Origin of the sequence: Paucibacter sp. KCTC 42545 (genome assembly GCF_001477625.1) — a bacterium.
In the GTDB taxonomy this organism is placed as follows: Bacteria; Pseudomonadota; Gammaproteobacteria; order Burkholderiales; family Burkholderiaceae_C; genus Paucibacter_A.
In genome coordinates this window covers 2,609,429-2,628,702 of sequence record NZ_CP013692.1, presented here as the reverse complement: position 1 = coordinate 2,628,702, position 19,274 = coordinate 2,609,429, and the positions used below count along the sequence as shown (strand labels likewise).

The 19,274-nt window shown below is 61.3% G+C and carries 20 protein-coding genes; 16 read left to right on the top strand and 4 right to left on the bottom strand.

The genetic code is table 11. From position 1 onward, the window contains the following. Nucleotides 1-6 precede the first annotated feature (6 nt). Nucleotides 7-1,311: an exodeoxyribonuclease VII large subunit gene (xseA, locus tag AT984_RS11415; protein WP_058720199.1), complete on the top strand. Its 1,305-nt coding sequence runs from the start codon at nucleotides 7-9 to the stop codon at nucleotides 1,309-1,311. Between the two features lie 90 nt (nucleotides 1,312-1,401). Next, nucleotides 1,402-1,983, top strand: a complete 582-nt coding sequence (locus AT984_RS23515; protein WP_058720198.1) for a superoxide dismutase — start codon at nucleotides 1,402-1,404, stop codon at nucleotides 1,981-1,983. A 176-nt stretch (nucleotides 1,984-2,159) separates the two neighbouring features. Here AT984_RS23515 and AT984_RS22495 read toward each other — a convergent pair whose 3' ends face one another. Next, the gene (locus AT984_RS22495) at nucleotides 2,160-2,516 is read right to left on the bottom strand and encodes an Mpo1-like protein (RefSeq protein WP_082679970.1); all 357 of its coding nucleotides are present in this window, start codon (nucleotides 2,514-2,516) and stop codon (nucleotides 2,160-2,162) included. A 206-nt stretch (nucleotides 2,517-2,722) separates the two neighbouring features. Next, on the bottom strand, nucleotides 2,723-3,175 hold the full coding sequence (locus AT984_RS11405) for a DUF192 domain-containing protein (RefSeq protein ID WP_058720197.1): 453 nt from the start codon (nucleotides 3,173-3,175) through the stop codon (nucleotides 2,723-2,725). A gap of 97 nt (nucleotides 3,176-3,272) precedes the next feature. On the opposite strand from AT984_RS11405, the gene AT984_RS11400 reads away from it, so the two are divergent. Genes AT984_RS11400 through AT984_RS11360 form a run of 9 tightly spaced genes read left to right on the top strand, consistent with a single transcriptional unit; the run spans nucleotide 3,273 to nucleotide 11,181 of the window. Beyond that, on the top strand, nucleotides 3,273-5,600 hold the full coding sequence (locus AT984_RS11400; protein ID WP_082679969.1) for a heavy metal translocating P-type ATPase: 2,328 nt from the start codon (nucleotides 3,273-3,275) through the stop codon (nucleotides 5,598-5,600). 2 nt (nucleotides 5,601-5,602) lie between these two features. After that, nucleotides 5,603-5,803 (top strand): cbb3-type cytochrome oxidase assembly protein CcoS, encoded by a 201-nt coding sequence (gene ccoS, locus AT984_RS11395; protein WP_058720196.1) that lies wholly within the window; start codon nucleotides 5,603-5,605, stop codon nucleotides 5,801-5,803. Nucleotides 5,804-5,841: 38 nt separating this feature from the next. Then, entirely contained in the window at nucleotides 5,842-7,290 is a 1,449-nt protein-coding gene (gene ccoN, locus AT984_RS11390; protein ID WP_058720195.1) for a cytochrome-c oxidase, cbb3-type subunit I, read from the top strand. Nucleotides 7,291-7,310: 20 nt separating this feature from the next. After that, nucleotides 7,311-7,934: a cytochrome-c oxidase, cbb3-type subunit II gene (gene ccoO / locus AT984_RS11385; RefSeq protein ID WP_058720194.1), complete on the top strand. Its 624-nt coding sequence runs from the start codon at nucleotides 7,311-7,313 to the stop codon at nucleotides 7,932-7,934. Between the two features lie 17 nt (nucleotides 7,935-7,951). After that, nucleotides 7,952-8,107, top strand: a complete 156-nt coding sequence (locus AT984_RS11380; RefSeq protein WP_058722263.1) for a cbb3-type cytochrome oxidase subunit 3 — start codon at nucleotides 7,952-7,954, stop codon at nucleotides 8,105-8,107. Beyond that, nucleotides 8,104-9,018, top strand: a complete 915-nt coding sequence (ccoP, locus tag AT984_RS11375; RefSeq protein WP_058720193.1) for a cytochrome-c oxidase, cbb3-type subunit III — start codon at nucleotides 8,104-8,106, stop codon at nucleotides 9,016-9,018. The genes AT984_RS11380 and ccoP overlap by 4 nt, the downstream gene beginning before the upstream one ends. A 26-nt stretch (nucleotides 9,019-9,044) precedes the next feature. After that, the gene (gene ccoG, locus AT984_RS11370; RefSeq protein ID WP_058720192.1) at nucleotides 9,045-10,517 is read left to right on the top strand and encodes a cytochrome c oxidase accessory protein CcoG; all 1,473 of its coding nucleotides are present in this window, start codon (nucleotides 9,045-9,047) and stop codon (nucleotides 10,515-10,517) included. Between the two features lie 51 nt (nucleotides 10,518-10,568). Continuing rightward, the gene (locus AT984_RS11365; protein WP_058720191.1) at nucleotides 10,569-10,832 is read left to right on the top strand and encodes a hypothetical protein; all 264 of its coding nucleotides are present in this window, start codon (nucleotides 10,569-10,571) and stop codon (nucleotides 10,830-10,832) included. A 1-nt stretch (nucleotide 10,833) separates the two neighbouring features. After that, nucleotides 10,834-11,181: a hypothetical protein gene (locus AT984_RS11360; RefSeq protein WP_231741403.1), complete on the top strand. Its 348-nt coding sequence runs from the start codon at nucleotides 10,834-10,836 to the stop codon at nucleotides 11,179-11,181. A gap of 131 nt (nucleotides 11,182-11,312) precedes the next feature. On the opposite strand, the gene fnr is transcribed toward AT984_RS11360, so the two are convergent. Then, entirely contained in the window at nucleotides 11,313-12,047 is a 735-nt protein-coding gene (gene fnr, locus AT984_RS11355) for a fumarate/nitrate reduction transcriptional regulator Fnr (RefSeq protein WP_058720190.1), read from the bottom strand. Nucleotides 12,048-12,270: 223 nt separating this feature from the next. On the opposite strand from fnr, the gene hemN reads away from it, so the two are divergent. From hemN to AT984_RS11330, 5 genes are all read left to right on the top strand, one after another. Further along, on the top strand, nucleotides 12,271-13,704 hold the full coding sequence (gene hemN, locus AT984_RS11350; protein WP_231741402.1) for an oxygen-independent coproporphyrinogen III oxidase: 1,434 nt from the start codon (nucleotides 12,271-12,273) through the stop codon (nucleotides 13,702-13,704). Beyond that, on the top strand, nucleotides 13,704-14,423 hold the full coding sequence (locus AT984_RS11345; protein ID WP_058720189.1) for an urease accessory protein UreH domain-containing protein: 720 nt from the start codon (nucleotides 13,704-13,706) through the stop codon (nucleotides 14,421-14,423). Before hemN ends, AT984_RS11345 begins: the two co-directional genes overlap by 1 nt. A gap of 127 nt (nucleotides 14,424-14,550) precedes the next feature. After that, entirely contained in the window at nucleotides 14,551-16,788 is a 2,238-nt protein-coding gene (locus tag AT984_RS11340; RefSeq protein ID WP_058720188.1) for an NADP-dependent isocitrate dehydrogenase, read from the top strand. 163 nt (nucleotides 16,789-16,951) lie between these two features. After that, nucleotides 16,952-18,205 (top strand): NADP-dependent isocitrate dehydrogenase, encoded by a 1,254-nt coding sequence (icd, locus tag AT984_RS11335; protein ID WP_058720187.1) that lies wholly within the window; start codon nucleotides 16,952-16,954, stop codon nucleotides 18,203-18,205. A 186-nt stretch (nucleotides 18,206-18,391) separates the two neighbouring features. Next, nucleotides 18,392-18,751, top strand: coding sequence for an HPF/RaiA family ribosome-associated protein (locus AT984_RS11330; protein ID WP_058720186.1), 360 nt, complete (start codon nucleotides 18,392-18,394; stop codon nucleotides 18,749-18,751). 103 nt (nucleotides 18,752-18,854) lie between these two features. Here the strand turns inward: AT984_RS11330 and AT984_RS11325 are convergent, their stop codons facing one another. Beyond that, nucleotides 18,855-19,103: a cold-shock protein gene (locus tag AT984_RS11325; protein WP_058720185.1), complete on the bottom strand. Its 249-nt coding sequence runs from the start codon at nucleotides 19,101-19,103 to the stop codon at nucleotides 18,855-18,857. Between the last annotated feature and the right edge of the window lie 171 nt (nucleotides 19,104-19,274).

Here is a 19,274-nt window from a genome sequence, read left to right as displayed (position 1 = left end):
GTGGCCATGAATGAGCGTGCTCAAGGGGCCGCGCCGCGCCTCGTGTGGGGGGTGGCGTCTTTGCTGGCGGCGGTGTCCGACAGCCTGGCCACCCGCTTTGCGGTTTGCGTGGTGGCAGGCGAGATCTCGGGCTTCACCCGCGCAGCCAGCGGTCACTGCTATTTCAGCCTGAAAGATTCCGACGGCCAGACGGCCACGCTGCGCTGCGCCATGTTCCGCCGCGCAGCCGGCTTGCTGGACTTCAGCCCCAGCGACGGCGCCCTGGTGGAGATGCGTGGCCGGGTCACGCTGTACGAGCCCCGGGGTGAGTTGCAGTTCGTGGTGGAGGGCATGCGCCGCGCCGGCGCCGGCGCCTTGTACGAGCAGTTCTTGCGCCTCAAAGCCAAGCTAGAGGCGCAGGGCTTGTTTGATGCCCAGTACAAACGGGCCTTGCCGGTGTTTCCGCGCTGCCTGGGCGTCATCACCTCCACGGCGGGGGCGGCCCTGCACGATGTGCTGACGGCCTTGGCGCGCCGCGCGCCGCATGTGCGGGTGGTGATCTACCCCAGCCTCGTGCAGGGCGAGCAAGCGCCGGCCGCACTGGTGCAGGCCTTGACGACGGCCAATGTCCGCGCTGCGGAGGACGGGCTCGACGCCTTGTTGCTGGTGCGCGGTGGCGGTTCGCTGGAAGACTTGTGGGCCTTCAATGATGAGCGGGTGGTGCGGGCCGTGGCGGCCTCTGGCTTGCCGGTGATCTGCGGCGTGGGCCATGAAACCGATGTGACCCTGGCCGATCTGGCCGCTGATTTGCGAGCCCCCACGCCCACCGCTGCGGCCGAACTGGCCGCGCCCTCGCGCCAGGCCAGCCTGGATGCCCTGAACGTAGTGGAAACAGCCCTGCGCCGGCGCCTGGAGCAAAGGCTGGACGCCCTGGGCCAGCGGCTGGATCGGGTGGCGCTCCGTCTGGCGCGGCCCAGTGAGTTGCTGAGCCGGCAGCGCCGCCAGCTCGACCTGCTGCGCCAGCGCTGGGGTCAGGTCTTGCCGCGCACCCAAGCCCTGCAGCAGCAGCGCTTAGAGAATCTGGCCCAGCGCCGCCTGCGCGCCGCGCCGGCAGTCCTGCATGAACAAGCCATGCGTCTGCAGGGCCTGGAGGCCCGTCTGGCCGCCCTGGACCCCAAGCAAGTGCTGGCGCGTGGCTACGCCTGGCTGGACGATGGCCAGGGCCGCGCGCTCAGTTCGGTGGCCCAACTCAGTGCCGGCCAGCAAGTGCATGCGGTGCTGGCCGATGGTGAGGCGCAGATGCAAGTTGTCAGTACTCGCGCAGGGGCTTAGTGCCGGTTTTAGCGCGGGTCTGGGGTGAAGCTGCCTACAATCCGCGTGATCCTGTAGGTTCAGATTTTTTACGCAACGAGGAGTTGATTCATGGAACATCTTTTGCCCGCCTTGCCCTATGCCAAGGACGCCCTGGCCCCGCACTACAGCGCCGAGACGCTGGAGTTCCACCACGGCAAGCACCACAACGCCTATGTGGTCAACCTGAACAATCTGCAAAAGGGCACCGAGTTCGAAGCGCTGTCGCTGGAAGAGATCGTCAAGAAGGCCTCCGGCCCGATCTATAACAACGCCGCCCAGATCTGGAACCACACCTTTTTCTGGAACTGCATGAAGCCCAATGGCGGCGGCGCTCCGACCGGCGCGCTGGCTGATGCCATCAACGCCAAGTTCGGCAGCTTCGAAGCCTTCAAGGAAGCCTTCACCAAGAGCGCGGTTGGCAACTTTGGTTCCGGCTGGACCTGGCTGGTCAAGAAGGCTGACGGCACGGTTGACATCGTCAACACCGGTGCTGCCGGCACGCCGCTGACCACGGCCGACAAGGCCTTGCTGACCATCGACGTGTGGGAGCATGCCTACTACATCGACTACCGCAATCTGCGCCCCAAGTTCGTGGAAACCTTCCTGAACAGCCTGGCTAACTGGGAATTCGCACAGGCCAATTTCGCCTGAGCATGCGACTCAAATGGCCTGAGTTGATCGGGCTAAACGAAAAACCGGCTAAGGCCGGTTTTTTTGCGCGCGAGACTCGCAGTGATTGCAGGATGGGTGGGCAAGCTGCGATCAAGTCAGCTGTTCTGCCTGCATCAAGCCTATGGGCTGGGCAAGGCGCCCGCTTTCAGCAAGGGCTAGGGTGCTGCTGTGCGACGCAGTGCATTTAGCCAGCCGCCAGTGAGAACAAAGCGTGGAAACGTGACCCACTGTTCGAGCAAGATGCGCGACACCGCATTGGACTTGCTTGTGAAAGGTTCAGGAGGAACCCGCTCCGTCGCATGCCCACGCCCTTGCGTGGCAATCGAAACCACCATTGCTGCAATTGCAAGCATCGCCACGAGCCAGAACCCTTGAGCAAGGGCGAAGATCAGCACTGTATTGCCGAGCAGGAAGAGTGGCACCATCACAATATGCAACTGTAAGTTGGCTCGCGACTGGTGGTAGCGGGAATAGCCCTCCCACTGCCAACGAAGTAGCTCTGAAATGTTCATGCTGGTCTCTTTTCTAGACGCGGTTTAACTCTGGCCTGTGGGTGTTGCCGTGACGTTTCACCTAGCGCCCAGCCTCCTCAATATGGTCAAACCGACTAGGTTGACAGCGGCTTGCTCAGTCGGGTGATCGTCCAGGGATCGCAAATGGCGAGGGTGATGTAGCTGGGTGCCCGTCTTGGCCGTTCGGGAGTTCTGTCGCTAAGGCCTCAAGACTTCCAGGGCCCACCGCGCAATTTGAAGCCGGCCTTGATGCCGCGCTTGGCGAACCAGCCCAGGTTCATTTCCAGCGCATAACGCACCGGCTTTGCGGAGCAATGCGAGACCTCGGACATGGCTTGCATATCGGCCACATTGACCACCGTGCCGTCATCGGCCACGAAGGCGATGGACAGCGGTATCAAGGTGTTCTTCATCCAGAAGCACTGCTGGCCGGCTTCCTCAAAGACGAACAACATGCCGTCGCCCACGGGCATGCTGGGGCGGTTCATCAGACCAATTTGGCGCTCTTCGAAGCTGCGGGCCACCTCGGCATTGATCAGGTGCATGCCAGCGCTGAGTTGGGTGGTGGGCAGGCGTTGGGCCCGGTCCTGGGCCGATGCTGTTGTGCCCAAGAGGCTACAGGCGCTCAGCAGCAGGGCGAGTAAAAACTTGTTTGGCATGTGAGTCTTGATCTATATCATGTGGACAGATTGCGGGTGCGCCTAGATTATGGTGCCTGAGGCGTCTTCCAGCCTTGCGCCTCCTGCCAGCCTGACGATGACCACAGCCTCCACACTCTCTGCTTCCATGGCCACGCAGCCGTCTTCGGACGATCCGCTGCTGCTGAGTTCGTTTACACGCTGGATCGGGCCGGGTGGGGAGTTGCAACTGGAGCCGAGCAACGATGCGCTGGCCGAATCTCAGTTCCAGCTTTCTGGCCTGCATTGCGCCGCCTGCGCGGGCATCATCGAGCGGGCCTTGATGACTTTGCCTGGCGTGGAGGCCGCGGCGGTGAACGCCGCGAGCGCACGCCTGAAACTGCGCTGGTCACCCCAGCGCAATAGCTTGGCCGAGGTGCTGGCTTGCATTGAGCGCGCCGGTTATGGCGCAGCGCCTGATGCCGCAGCGCCGGCGCGCGCCTTGCGCGAGAAAGAGCAGCGCCAGGCGCTGTGGCGGCTTTTCGTCGCGGCTTTCTTGATGATGCAGGTGATGATGATGGCCGCGCCGGCCTACTTTGCCGAGCCGGGCGACCTGAGCCCTGACCTGGCCCGCTTGCTGCAATGGGCCAGCTGGGTGATGAGCTTGCCGGTATTGCTGTTTTCGGCCGGCCCCTTCTTCACTGGCGCCTGGCAGCAATTGCGCCAACGCCGCCTGGGCATGGATGTGCCTGTGGCTTTGGGCATGGCGGTGACTTTTGTGGCCAGCAGCGGCGCTCTGTTTGATCCGCAAGGGCATTTCGGCGCCGAGGTCTATTTCGACTCGCTGACCATGTTCGTGACCTTCCTCTTGGCCGGGCGCTTTCTGGAATTGCGCGCCCGTCACCGCGCGGCCGACACGCTGGAAAAGGCCAGCGTGGCCTTGCCCGAGATGGTGGAACGCCTGGAGCCCGATGGCCGCAGCAGCCAAGTAGCACCTGCGCGATTGCGCGTGGGAGACCGGGTGCGTGTCTTCGCTGGTCAGGCCTTTCCGGCTGATGGCGTGGTGGAAAGCGGCAGCAGCGCGGCCAATGAGGCTTTGCTGAGTGGCGAGTCCGAGCCCGTGCTCAAGGCGGCCGGCGACGAGGTGGTGGCCGCCAGCATGAATTTGCAGGCGCCGCTGGTGATGCGGGTGCTGCGAGTGGGGGTGGATACCCGGCATGAGGCCATCGTGCGCCTGATGCGCGACGCGGCAACGCAGCGCCCGGCCTCGACGCTATTGGCCGATCGCTTTGCCGGTTTTTTCTTGTGGGCCGTGCTCTTGCTGGCGGCGTCTGGCGCTGCTGTTTGGAGCTTCATCGACCCCTCGCGCGCCGTCTGGGTGGCCGTGTCGGTGCTGATCGTGACCTGCCCCTGTGCTTTGTCCTTGGCCACGCCATCCTCTTGGCTGGCGGCCACCTCGGCCCTGGCGCGTCGCGGCTTGTTGCTGGTGCGCTTGGATGTGCTCGATACCTTGTGCCGGGTGGATACCGTGGTGCTGGACAAAACCGGCACCTTGACCGAAGACCGCATGGAACTGTTGCAGCACTGGGTGCCGGGTGAACTGGGCGGCAGTGCTGTCTCGGGCCAAGCTACAGCGGATGAATTGCTGGCGATGGCGCGTAGCTTGGCGGCGCACTCCCAGCATCCCTTTTCGCGCGCCTTGGCGCCGGCCGCAGGAGAGGCGACTGAGCTGCCTGGCGTAAATGCTGCCTGGACCGAGGTGCAGGAGTTTGCTGGCCTGGGTTTGCAGGCCCGTGATGCGCAGGGTCAGGTCTTGCGCCTCGGGCGGCCAGACTGGGTGGCTCAAGACGGCTTGCTTGAGCCATCGCTCGGCGCCCAGCTCAGTTTTGGCGCTCCTGGGCGCTTGCTTCATCTACGCTTTGGCGAGGTCTTGCGTAGCGATGCGCGCATGGCCTTGCAGCGCTTGCATGCCTTGGGCTTGCGTACCTTGCTGCTGTCGGGGGATGCCAGCGACCGGGTGGAGCGCCTGGCGCAGGAGGCGGGCGTGCAGTCCAGCCAAGGCAATGCCAATCCGGATGCCAAGCTCGCCACCGTGGCGGCCCTGCAGGCCCAGGGGCATTGCGTGTTGATGGTGGGTGACGGCATCAACGATGCGCCGGTCTTGGCGCGGGCCGACGCCAGCTTTGTGATGGGGCAGGGCGCCATGCTGGCGCGGGCATCGGCCGATGCCTTGCTGCTGTCGGGCCGGCTGACTGATTTGGCGGATGCCTGCGAGATGGCGCAGCGCACCCGCCGCGTGATCCGCCAGAACCTCGCCTGGTCGGCGCTCTACAACCTGGCCTGCATCCCTATGGCCTTGGTGGGCTGGTTGCCGCCCTGGGCCGCGGGCTTAGGCATGGCGGCCAGTTCCGTTTTCGTGGTGTTGAATGCGCAAAGGTTAGCCCTGCCGTCTAAGGCGGGGGCTTGAGTATGGATATCTTGTATTTGCTGATCCCTATCTCGGTACTGCTCGTGCTCTTGATCGTTGGTGTCTTTGGTTGGGCAATAAACAACGGTCAGCTGGACGATTTGGAGCGTGAAGGGGGGCGAATTTTTGAAGAAGTGCAGGGGGTTGATGAAGGTCAATCTCCTACGCCGGGCGTCGTCCAAGAATCGCCCACGTCTAGATAGTCGTTTAGAACTTTTATAAGCCGCAAGGAGCCAAACAAATGGCAAAGTCTGCTGCACCGGGTCTACCAACCGGAAGCGTGTACGAGGATGGAGTGGTGCGGGCCTTTGCGCTCGCCGCCGTTCTTTGGGGAGTTGTGGGCATGTTGGTGGGGGTGATCATCGCCGCCCAGCTGACATGGCCAGAACTTAATCTGGGTATCCCATGGTTGAGCTACGGTCGCTTGCGACCCCTGCATACCAATGCGGTGATCTTCGCCTTTGGCGGCTGCTCGCTGTTTGCGACGGCTTACCACGTGGTGCAGCGCACCGGCCAGACGCGTTTGTTCGCGCCCGGCCTGGCTTGGTTCACCTTCTGGGGCTGGCAGCTGGTCATCCTGTCCGCAGCGATCACCCTGCCACTGGGCATCACCAGCGGCAAGGAATACGCTGAGCTGGAATGGCCCATCGACATCCTGATCACGCTGGTGTGGGTTTCCTACGCTGTGGTGTTCTTCGGTACCGTCGGCACCCGCAAGGTCAAGCACATCTATGTGGCCAACTGGTTCTTCGGCGCCTTCATCATCGCCGTGGCACTGCTGCACTTGGTCAATAGCGCGGCGATCCCCGTCTCGCTGTTCAAGAGCTACTCGGCCTACGCCGGCGTGCAAGACGCGATGGTGCAATGGTGGTACGGCCACAATGCCGTGGGCTTCTTCCTGACTGCCGGCTTCCTGGGCATGATGTACTACTACATCCCCAAGCAAGCGGGTCGCCCGGTCTACAGCTACCGCCTGTCCATCGTTCACTTCTGGGCGCTGATCTTCACTTATATGTGGGCGGGCCCACACCATCTGCACTACACCGCGCTGCCTGACTGGGCGCAATCGGTGGGCATGGTGTTCTCGCTGGTGCTGCTGGCACCGAGCTGGGGCGGCATGATCAACGGCATCATGACCCTGTCGGGTGCATGGCACAAACTGCGTGACGACCCGATCCTGAAGTTCCTGATCGTGTCCCTGTCTTTCTACGGCATGTCGACCTTCGAAGGTCCGATGATGTCCATCAAGACCGTCAATGCGCTGAGCCACTACACCGACTGGACCATTGGCCACGTGCACTCGGGTGCCTTGGGCTGGGTGGGTCTGATCTCGATGGGTTCGCTCTATCACCTGATCCCGCGCATGTTTGGTCGCACCGAGATGTACTCGAAGAAGGCGATTGAGCTGCACTTCTGGGTCGCTACGCTGGGCATCGTGCTCTACATCGCCGCGATGTGGATTGCCGGTGTGATGCAGGGCCTGATGTGGCGCGCGGTCAACCCTGACGGCAGCCTGGTCTACACCTTCGTGGAAAGCGTCAAGGCAACCTTCCCCTTCTACGTTGTGCGTCTGTTGGGTGGCCTGTTGTATCTGGGCGGCATGTTGATCATGGCCTGGAACGTGGTGAAGACGGTGCAAGTTGGCCGTGCTGAGCCGGTGCGCATCCCTGCCGTGCTGGCACACGCTTGAACGTTTAGGAGAACAAGAAAATGGCAAGCACAGAACATAAGGTCAGTGGCCACGAGAAGATCGAGACCAGCAATTTCCTGATGATTGCGCTGGTGTTGGCAACCGTCATCGTTGGCGGTGCCATCGAGATCGTGCCCCTGTTCTTCCAACGCTCCACCACCGAAGCGACGCCGGGCCTCAAGCCCTACACGCCGCTGCAGCTGGCTGGGCGCGATGTCTACATCCGCGAGGGTTGCTACAACTGCCACTCGCAGATGGTTCGCCCCTTCCGCTCGGAGACCCTGCGTTACGGCCACTACTCGATGGCTGGTGAGTTCGTTTATGACCACCCCTTCCAGTGGGGTAGCAAGCGCACCGGTCCCGACTTGCACCGCGTTGGCGGCAAGTACAGCGATGAGTGGCATCGCATCCACATGACCAATCCGCGCGATTTGGTGCCCGAGTCGAATATGCCCGCCTACCCCTGGTTGGCCAAGGCCATGCTTGACCCGGCTGAGCTGGCACCCAAGATGCGCGCCCTGCGTGTCGTCGGTGTGCCTTACCAGGACGCCGAGATCGCTGGCGCAGCGGAAGCTGTCAAGGGTTCCAGCGAGCTGGACGCCGTGATTGCTTATCTGCAAGTGCTGGGCACCACGGTGAAGTGATGGAAGGGCATCAAGTCATGGACATCAATATCTTGCGCAGCATCGTGACCTTGGTCTCGATGGTTGTGTTTCTCTTGATCGTCGGCTGGGCCTATTCCAGCCGCAACAAGGATCGTTTCGACGAGTTGGCCCAGCTGCCGCTCGACGATGAAGTTAGCGGGAGGTCTCAATGAGTGACTTTTTCTCGAATGGTTGGTCGCTTTTCGTTGCCATCGGCACCATTGCCGGTCTGGTTTTCTGCCTGGTCTTGTTGGGTGTTGCGGCTCGTCACCGAGTCATGGCGAACGACAACAGCACGGGTCATGTGTGGGACGAAGATCTGCGTGAAATGAACAATCCCCTGCCGCGCTGGTGGGCGATTCTGTTCGTGCTGACGGTGATCTTCGCCGGCATCTACCTGGCCATGTACCCCGGCCTGGGCACCCACAAGGGCAGCCTGGGTTGGAGCAGCGCCGGTGCCTATGACAAAGAGCAGGCCGAGGCACGCGAAGCCATGGGTGCCGTCTACGCCAAGTTCAACGGCAAGCCGGCAGATCAATTGGCGCAGAACCCGGAGGCCATGGCCATCGGTGAGCGTTTGTTTGCCAATAACTGCGCAGGCTGTCACGGCTCCGACGGCAAGGGCAGCAAGGGCTTCCCGAACCTGACCGACAACGACTGGCTCTACGGCGGTAACCACGACACCATCGTGCAAACCATCACCAACGGTCGTAACGGCATCATGCCGCCGATGGCCGCTGCTGTGGGTTCCGCTGCCGATGTGCGCAATGTGGCTAACTATGTGCTGAGCCTGTCGGGCAGCGCGCACAATGCCATTGCTGCACAGCTGGGCAAGGAGAAGTTCGGTGCCTGCGCGGCCTGTCACGGTGCAGACGGCAAGGGTAACCAGGCTCTGGGCGCGCCCAACCTGACCGACAAGATCTGGCTGCATGGCTGGGGTGAAGATGCTGTGATCGCCATGATCAACAACGGCAAAAACAACCTGATGCCGGCACAAGCCAGCCGCTTGAGCCCCGAGCAGATCAATGTGCTGGGTGCTTATGTCTGGAGTCTGTCGAACAGCTCGGCCGTTGCGGCCAAGTGATGTAGGGCTGAAAAAAGTAGGTTGAGATGAGTGCAGAGGTGGGCCAGACGGCCACGGGTAAATCTTCGGCAGGCAAGGAGACGGTCATTGAGATCGTCAACCTCTACGAAGCACAAAAGAAGATCTACCCGCGTTCGGTGACGGGCGTGTTCGCTCGTTGGCGCTGGGGTTTGGTCTGGTTCACCCAGTTGCTCTTCTACGGCCTGCCCTGGCTGCAGTGGAATGACCGGCAGGCGGTTCTGTTTGAGCTTGCCAGCCGGCGTTTCTATATCTTTGGCCTGGTGCTTTACCCGCAGGACTTTATCTACCTGACGGGTCTGCTTCTGATCTCGGCCTATGCCCTGTTCCTGTTCACTGCGGTGGCCGGGCGTTTGTGGTGCGGTTATGCCTGCCCGCAAACGGTGTACACCGAGATCTTCATGTGGATCGAGAAGCAGTTCGAGGGTGATCGCCAAGCGCGCATGAAACTCGACGCTTCGCCCTGGAACTTCAACAAGCTGTGGCGCAAGAGTGGCAAGCAACTGACCTGGATCGTGGTCGGCTTGTGGACCGGCTTCAGCTTTGTTGGCTACTTCACCCCCATCAAAGAACTGTGGGCTTCGGCCTTCACCTTGGGCTTTGGCCCATGGGAATGGTTCTGGGTGCTGTTTTACGGTTTTGCCACCTACGGCAACGCAGGCTATATGCGCGAGCAGGTCTGCAAATACATGTGTCCTTATGCGCGCTTTCAAAGCGCCATGTTCGACAAAGACACCCTGATCATCAGCTACGACCAAGAGCGTGGCGAGCCGCGCGGTTCGCGTGGCAAGAAGGTCGATGCCAAGGCCGCCGGCCTGGGTTCGTGCATCGACTGCACCTTGTGTGTACAGGTCTGCCCCACCGGCATTGATATCCGCAAGGGCCTGCAATACGAGTGCATTGGCTGCGCCGCCTGCGTGGACGTCTGCGATCAGGTGATGGACAAGATGAACTACCCGCGCGGGCTGGTTCGTTACGACACCCAGAACGGCCTGGCCCAGCATCTCAGCCCGGCGCAGAAGCTGCGCCGCATGTTCCGCCCTCGCGTCATCATTTACAGCGTGGTGCTGGTGACCTTGAGTACGGCTTTGTTGGCCAGCCTCTTGTTCTTGCGCAGCCCCGTCAAACTGGATGTGGTGCGTGACCGCGGCGTGCTGTCCCGCCTGGTGGAAGACGGCTATATCGAGAACCTCTATCGCCTGCAGATCATGAATGCGACCGAGGGCGCGCAGCAGTTCAGCGTCAGCGTCAAGGGCATGGAAGGCATCGCCTTGGGTAAGCCAGTGAGCTTGGTCTTGGCGCCGGCCGAAGCGCGTTGGGTGTCGGTGGCGGTGCGTATTCCGCCGGAGTCGGCGGCGCAGGCCGGTGTCGGCGCGCATGCCATCTCGTTTGCCTTGATGGGACAGGCGGTTGACAAAGCAGGTGTGGCCAGCGGCAAGATCGAGATCAAGGAAAAATCGACCTTTGTCGTGCCGCGCTAAGCGCGAACGAATTTTTGAATAAGAAGTCCTTGCAAAGCAGGAGTTGACGCAATGAGTCAAGAAAACAAGAGCAAGACCGAGTCTTCTAGCCCCTGGTGGCGTGAGAAGTTCATGTGGCTGGTGTGGGGTGGACCGGGTCTGGTGGTGCTTGCCAGCTTTGTGACCCTGTACCTGGCCCTGCATTTCCCCGAGACGGTGCTGGACGAGTCCAAGGTGCAGACCACGTATGTGGGCAAGGCTTCCAAGGAAGCCGCTCCGGCCTCCTTGGCACCGGCCATGAAGGGCCGCAATCACGCTGCCACTGGTACGCAATAAGATGAATACCGAGCCCCGCAATCGTGTTGAGTCGGATGACGCCACCTTTGCGGTGGATCTGCCGCCACCTACGTCCAGGTTGGCACGCTGGGCGATGGCCATTGCCTGGCCGGCCTTTGTGATGGCAGGGGTGACCGAGGGTTTGGTGTTTTCGGTGGTTGACCCCAGCGATCTGACCTGGTTCGGCGGCGAGCGTATGGAACTCTCCCGCCAGGCCGTTTACACGCTCAGCTTTCTGATTTTTTGGAGCGTCATCAGCTTGGCATCCAGCATCAGCCTGATGCTGGCCACCTTGCCGGAGACGCCTGATGCACCTCAAGCCATTCACCCGCGGCGATGGCCGCAGTAGGTCGAAGTAGGCCGCTCGCTCGGGCGGCGCTCAATGCTGAATGCCTGAATGAAAGAAAGAAGGGCTGAGTACCACTCAGCCCTTCTTTTATTGTGCCGCTGGCGCGGCTCAGCAGCCGCTAAGCCTAGGGCTTAGCAGGCGCCGTTGTTCACCAGCTTTTGCAGGCCCGCTTGGTCAAGGATGCGCAAGTGGCGTTGCTTCACTTCCAGCAGGCCCTCTTCCTGGAATTTTGAGAAGGTGCGGCTGACCGTCTCCAACTTCAGGCCCAAATAGCTGCCGATTTCTTCGCGCGTCATGCGCAGCACCAAGGCAGCGGCGGAGAAGCCGCGCGCCTGCAGGCGCTGGGTCAGGTTTAGCAAGAAGGCTGCCAGGCGTTCCTCCGCCCGCATGCTGCCCAGCAAGAGCATCACGCCGTGGTCGCGCACGATTTCCCGGCTCATGATCTTGTGGAACTGGCGCTGCAAATCGGTGAACTCGCGCGACAGCTCTTCCAGTTGCTCAAAGGGAATTACGCAGACCTGGGAATCTTCGAGCGCCACGGCGTCGCAGCTGTGGCGGTCGGTGCTGATGCCGTCCAGGCCCAGCAATTCGCCCGCCATTTGAAAGCCAGTGACTTGGTCGCGGCCATCTTCCGACGAGACACAGGTTTTGAAAAAGCCGGTGCGCACCGCGTAAAGCGACTGGAACGGATCGCCGCTACGGAACAAGGTGTCGCCGCGCGACACTTGGCGGCGGGTGGCAACCAGCTCGTCCAGCTGCTCGAGGTCACCCGACGACAAGCCCACGGGTAGGCAAAGCTCGCGCAAATTGCAGCTGGAGCAGGCGACCTTGAGCGGTTCAATCTTGATAGGTACGGTGACGTTCATAGAGTGCATTATGGATGACGCATATCGCAGTGGGCAGGCGCCGTTGTCGGCATCTGTTCGGGGCAAGGCGGCGATTCGAACGTCTGATCGCCGCTTATCGGCTTCGCCAAACATGATTTAGCTCAAGCCCAATGCGCAATACATGCGATTGTTAGGGCAAAGAATGAGGCCAAACTTGATCTCGGTCAATCGCTTGTGTGGCGGGCTTGGCAATATGCGAGCCATGGTTTCTATCACCCAGCCCCAAGCCCTGTCAGGCAAAGACTCCGCCGTGAGCATCATCAACGAAGACCTGTTGCGTCGTTTCGATGTGTCCGGGCCACGCTACACCTCGTACCCGACCGCGGATCGCTTTGTTGAGGCCTTCACCGCCGAGAACTACGCGCAGGCTTTGGTGCAAAGGGCCACCGGCTCGCAGATTGGCGGCGCTGCGCCCTTGTCGATCTATGTGCACATCCCCTTCTGTGAATCGGTGTGCTACTACTGCGCCTGCAACAAGGTCATTACCAAGCATCACGACAAAGCCGCGGAGTACTTGCAAGCTTTGATCACCGAGATGGACTTGACGCTGGTCCATCTGGGTCGCGGCGCCGGGGTGTCTCAGCTGCATCTGGGTGGCGGTTCGCCGACCTTCTTCAGCGATGAAGAGTTGACGGGCTTGGTGCAGGCCTTGCGTGAGCGCTTCCGCATCGTTGCCGGAGCCGAGATGGCCATCGAGGTGGATCCGCGCACGGTCAATGTGGACCGCCTCAAGCATCTGCGCAGCCTGGGCTTCAACCGCCTGAGTTTCGGCGTGCAGGATTTTGATCCGCATGTTCAAAAGGCGGTGCATCGCCAGCAGAGCTTTGCTAGCGTCGAGGCCTTGATGACGGCGGCGCGCGAGCTGGGTTTTGAGTCCACCAATGTGGATCTGATCTACGGTCTGCCGCTGCAAACCCCCGAGTCCTTTGCTCGCACCATCGAGCAAGTGGGTGCCTTGAAGCCGGATCGCATCGCGCTTTACGGCTACGCTCATTTGCCGCAGCGCTTCAAACCGCAACGCCGTATCGACGAAGCCCAACTGCCGCCGGGTGCCGCCAAGGTGGCGATGTTGCACGGCGCGATTGAAGGCTTCATGACGCATGGCTATAGCTATATCGGCATGGACCATTTCGCCTTGGCCAATGACTCCTTGGCCGTAGCCAAGCGCCAGGGCCGCCTGCATCGCAATTTCCAGGGCTACAGCACCCAGCCGGACTGTGACCTGATTGCTTTGGGTGTGTCGGCGATCGGCCGCGTTGGCGCCAACTACAGCCAGAACGTCAAGACGCTGGAGGCCTATTACGACACCTTGCGTCAAGGCCAGCTGCCCATCGAGCGTGGCTTGGCCCTGACCCGCGACGACATCGTTCGCCGCGCCGTCATCATGGCTTTGATGTGCCAGGGGCGGCTGGAGTTTGAGTCCATCGCCTTGGCGCACCTCGTGGATGTGGCCGAGTATTTCAAGCCCGAGCTGGAGCGCATGCGTGAGCTGGCGGAGCAGGGCTTGGTGACGGTGGACGCCGACGCCATTCAAGTGACGCCGCTGGGTTGGTTCTTTGTGCGCGCTGTGGCCATGGTGTTTGATCGTTACCTGCAAGCCGATCGCAGCCGCGCGAAGTTCTCTAAAATCATCTGATGCTTGATGTCGCCCTTGCCGGCTCGGCCCTGTTGATGGGCTTGGCCGGCGTTCCCCATTGTCTGGCCATGTGTGGCGCGACCTGCGCTGCGGCCGGGGGGCGTGCACCCGTGAGCTTTCAGCTCGGGCGCTTGGTGGGGTACGCGGCCGCGGGAGCGGTGGCGGCGGCCAGCGTGCAATTGCTGGCCCAGATGGGCCAGGCTTCGGCGCTGCTGCGCCCGCTGTGGGTGATGCTGCATGTGGCGGCCTTGATGCTGGGCTTGGCCTTGCTCTGGCGCGGTCAGCCGCCGGCATGGCTGGCGCGTCTGGGGCAGGATGTTGGGCATCAGCTTGAAGTGCCGCTTGATGGCTTGCGCCAAGGGCGTGTGGCCTTCGCCGGCCCGGCGCAAATGAAAGTTCGGGCCCGCGCAGGTCTGGCTGGTTTGGCTTGGGTGGCCTGGCCTTGCGGCTTGCTGCAATCGGCTTTGCTGCTGGCGGCGCTGGCTTCTGGGCCGGTGCAGGGCGGGGCGATCATGGCCTGCTTTGCCATCAGCTCCGGGGCCGGATTGGCGCTGGGGCCTTGGTTGCTGAGCCGTTTGCGTACGGCTCAAGATGGTGGCGCGGGTGCGCTGCGCCTGTCGGTGCGCTTGGGCGGGCTGGGGCTGGTGGCTGCTTCGGGCTGGGCCTTGGGGCATGGCCTGTGGGCGCAGGTGGCGGCTTTTTGTAGCTCGGTGGTTTGACGCCATGCTGACGCCCGCATAACTCTTATAGAAGACTGGGCAGCACAGCGTGGCGCGACTGACTTAGAATTCACCCTCTAATCGATCTACCCCCTTGGGCCTGCACATGGGCCGATCTGGATACCAAATGACCGCTTCGAAATCGACCATCATCTACACCTTGACCGACGAAGCGCCACTGCTGGCGACGGCGTCGTTCTTGCCCATCGTCCGCGCGTTCACCGCGCCTGCGGGCGTTCATATTGAAACCAGCGACATCTCGGTCGCTGGCCGCATCCTGGCGCAATTCCCGGAACTGTTGAGCGAAGACCAACGCGAGCCCGATCAGTTGGCCGCACTGGGCAAGCTGACCCTGAAGGCTGAAGCCAACATCATCAAGCTGCCCAATATCAGCGCCTCGGTGTCGCAGCTGAAGTCGGCGATCAAGGAGTTGCAAGGCAAGGGCTACCCAATTCCCGACTATCCGGAAAGCCCCAAGACCGACGAAGAAAAAGACATCCGCGCGCGCTACGGCAAGTGCATCGGCAGCGCGGTGAACCCGGTGCTGCGTGAAGGTAACTCGGACCGCCGCGCGCCCAAGGCCGTCAAGGAATACGCACGCAAGAACCCACACAGCATGGCCGACTGGAGCCAAGCCTCGCGTTCGCATGTCTCGCACATGCACAGCGGTGACTTCTATCACGGCGAAAAGTCCATGACGCTGGACCGCGCTCGTAACGTCAAGATGGAACTGATCACCAAGAGCGGCAAGGCCATCGTGCTCAAGCCCAAGGTGGCGCTGCTGGACCGCGAAGTGGTCGACAGCATGTTCATGAGCAAGAAGGCGCTGCTGGACTTCTACACCCGTGAGATCGAAGACGCGCACAAGACTGGCGTGATGTTCTCCCTGCACGTCAAGGCGACGATGATGAAGGTGTCGCACCCCATCGTCTTCGGCCATTGCGTCAAGATTTTCTACGCCGAGGCTTTCGAGAAGCACAGCAAGCTGTTCGAAGAGTTGGGCATCAACGTCAACAACGGCATGGTCGATCTGTACAACAAGATCGCCACCCTGCCGCAGAGCAAGCAAGACGAGATCAAGCGCGATCTGCACGCCTGCCACGAGCATCGCCCCGAGTTGGCCATGGTGGACTCGGCCAAGGGCATCACCAATTTCCACTCGCCCAACGACATCATCGTTGACGCCTCCATGCCGGCCATGATCCGCAACGGCGGCAAGATGTGGGGCGCCGACGGCCGCCTGAAGGACGTGAAGGCCGTGATGCCGGAGTCGACCTTTGCCCGCATCTATCAGGAGATGATTAACTTCTGCAAATGGCACGGTGCCTTCGATCCCAAGACCATGGGCACGGTGCCCAACGTCGGCCTGATGGCCCAACAAGCCGAAGAGTACGGCTCGCACGACAAGACCTTCGAGATCCCTGAAGACGGCGTGGCCAACATCACCGACCTAGACACCGGCGAAGTGCTGATGAGCCAAGATGTGGAGCAGGGCGACATCTGGCGCATGTGCCAGTGCAAGGATGCCGCCATCCGCGACTGGGTCAAGCTGGCCGTCAACCGCGCGCGCAACTCGGGCATGCCCGTGGTGTTCTGGCTGGACCAGTACCGTCCGCACGAGGCGCAGCTGATCACCAAGGTCAAGATGTACCTGCATGAGCACAACACGGCCGGTCTGGATATTCAGATCATGAGCCAGGTGCGCGCCATGCGTTACACCCTGGAGCGTGTGGTTCGTGGCCTGGACACCATCAGCGCCACCGGCAACATCCTGCGCGACTACCTGACCGACCTGTTCCCCATCATGGAACTGGGTACCTCGGCCAAGATGCTGTCCATCGTGCCTTTGATGGCCGGCGGCGGCATGTACGAAACCGGTGCTGGCGGCTCGGCGCCCAAGCACGTGCAGCAGTTGGTGGAAGAAAACCATCTGCGTTGGGACTCCTTGGGCGAATTCCTGGCGCTGGCCGTGAGCCTGGAGGACATGGGCCTCAAGACCGGCAATGCACGCGCCAACTTGTTGGCCAAGACCTTGGATGCGGCGACCGGCACCTTGTTGGACAAGAACAAGAACCCCAGCCCCAAGACCGGTCAGCTCGACAACCGCGGCAGCCAGTTCTATCTGTCGCTGTTCTGGGCGCAGGCCTTGGCGGCGCAGACCGAGGACGCAGAATTGGCGGCCAAGTTTGCCCCGCTGGCCAAGGTGCTGGCCGAGCAGGAGAGCACCATCGTGGCTGAGTTGGCGGCGGTGCAGGGCAAGCCGGTTGATGTCGGTGGCTACTACAAGCCCGATATGGCCAAGCTGGCCGAAGTGATGCGCCCGAGCGCCACCTTCAACGCTGCCCTGGCTTCCCTGGCCGGCTGAGCGGCCAGCGCTTGCGCACAGGCGCCGCTAGGTTTTCGGGTCTAGCGGCGCGACAGATACAGCCGGTGCCCGCACTGGCTTTTTTACATTCAGGCGCCGTCATTTTCCGCCCTTAGAATTTTTCACCTGATTGCCCCCGAGTTCCATCTGGAGACCTGCCTACATGTACCAGCACATCAAGATCCCTGATCAGGGTGCCAAGATCACCGTCAATGCCGACATGTCACTCAATGTGCCGGACGAGCCCATCATTCCCTATATCGAGGGTGACGGCACGGGCCTGGACATCACGCCCGTGATGATCAAAGTGGTCGATGCCGCCGTGGCCAAAGCCTATGGTGGTAAGAAGAAGATCCACTGGATGGAGATCTACGCTGGCGAGAAGGCGACCCAGGTTTACGGTCCGGATGTTTGGCTGCCGGCCGAGACCCTGGACGTCCTGAAGGAGTATGTGGTGTCCATCAAGGGCCCGCTCACCACGCCGGTGGGTGGCGGCATTCGTTCCTTGAATGTGGCCTTGCGCCAGGAGCTGGACCTGTATGTGTGCCTGCGTCCGGTGCGCTACTTCGCGGGCGTGCCTTCGCCGGTGAAAGAGCCGCATAAGACCGATATGGTGATCTTCCGTGAGAACTCGGAAGACATTTATGCCGGTATTGAGTACGAGGCCGAGAGCGAGAAGGCCAAGAAGCTGATCAAGTTCTTGCAAGAGGAGATGGGTGCGACCAAGATCCGCTTCCCCAATACCTCGGGCATTGGCATCAAGCCGGTGTCGCGCGAAGGCACCGAGCGCCTGGTGCGCAAGGCCATTCAATACGCGATCGACAATGAAAAGCCCAGTGTCACCATCGTGCACAAGGGCAACATCATGAAGTACACGGAAGGCGGCTTCCGTGATTGGGCCTATGCCTTGGCGCAGAAGGAGTTCGGCGCCGAGTTGATCGACGGCGGCCCCTGGTGCAAGCTGGTGAGCCCCAAGACCGGCAAGAGCATCACCATCAAGGATTCGATCGCTGACGCCTTCTTGCAGCAGATCCTGCTGCGTCCCGCCGAATACTCGGTGGTGGCCACGCTGAACCTGAACGGCGACTACATCTCCGACGCCCTGGCCGCGCAGGTTGGCGGCATCGGCATTGCTCCCGGCGCCAATTTGTCGGACTCGGTGGCTTGCTTTGAAGCCACCCACGGTACGGCACCCAAGTACGCTGGCAAGGACTACGTCAACCCCGGCAGCGAGATTCTCTCGGCCGAGATGATGTTGCGCCACATGGGCTGGCTGGAAGCGGCGGACATCATCATCAGCTCGCTGGAAAAGTCCATCGTTAGCAAGAAGGTCACTTATGACTTCGCGCGCCTGATGGACGGCGCCACGCAAGTGTCTTGCTCTGGCTTCGGGCAAGTGATGATCGACAATATGTGACCTGCCTCTGCCATGCCCCTGGCTTGGCGCTGAATTTCAAGCCCCGACGCTGCTCTGGCCTCGGGGCTTTTTTCCGTTTGAGCACCAGTCTTGATGCTGGTCAAACGCGTGTGCCCTGTGCGCCCAGGGGCTGAGGAGAGCGTCCTATACTGGTTCGGCACCTTTGCAGTACACAGGAGGAATGGCATGCAATTTCAAATCAACACCGACGAGAACATCGAAGGCAATGAGTCCCTGTCGGCCTGGATCGAGACCGAGTTGAAGGCCAAGCTGGCTCGCTTCCGGGATCAGATCACCCGTATCGAAGTGCACCTCAGCGACGCCAGTGCTACCCGCGTCGGTGATCACGACAAGCGCTGCAAGCTGGAAGCCCGCTTGGCTGGCCGTCAGCCCGTGCTGGTGAGCCATGACGCCGCCAATGTGGCCGACTCCCTGCATGGCGCAGCCGAGAAGCTCTTGCGTGCGGTGGACTCGACCCTGGGCAAGCTGCGTGATGCCCATGGCCGCGAAACCATTCGCGGTGCCGACAGCGGCGGCGAGGCCTAAGCTGTTGTGACTGCGCGCTGAATTGCGCATGAAAAAGGGCCCGCTGTAGCGGGCCCTTATTTTTTCTTTTTCTTCGCGTTGCCTGACGCGCTTGGTTCAGGCTTCAGGCCGCTTGGACGAGCTCAGGCTGGTTTTGCGGGGCCACCTTGTTGAGTTGCATGATGTTCTGAGCCAATTGACCCTTGGGGCCTTGGACCAGCTCATAGCTGACCGCACTGCCTTGCTGCAAGGTTCTGAACCCATCCATTTGAATTGCTGAAAAGTGCGCGAAAACATCTTCGCCACCGGCCTCGGGTTCAATAAAGCCAAAACCCTTGGCGTCGTTGAACCATTTCACAGTTCCTAGTGCCATTTACAAACTCCTCCGTCCCAAAAATCATTGATGTCTGATGCATCACTTTCGATTTTTGTAGCCATGGCTTCGCCTGTCAATTTAGGGGCTCCCCGGGGGCGAACCCAAGGGTGTGCAGTTTTGCGCGGGAATACTGGCTTCGAAACCCTCAATTCGAGGCTTGCAATTGCC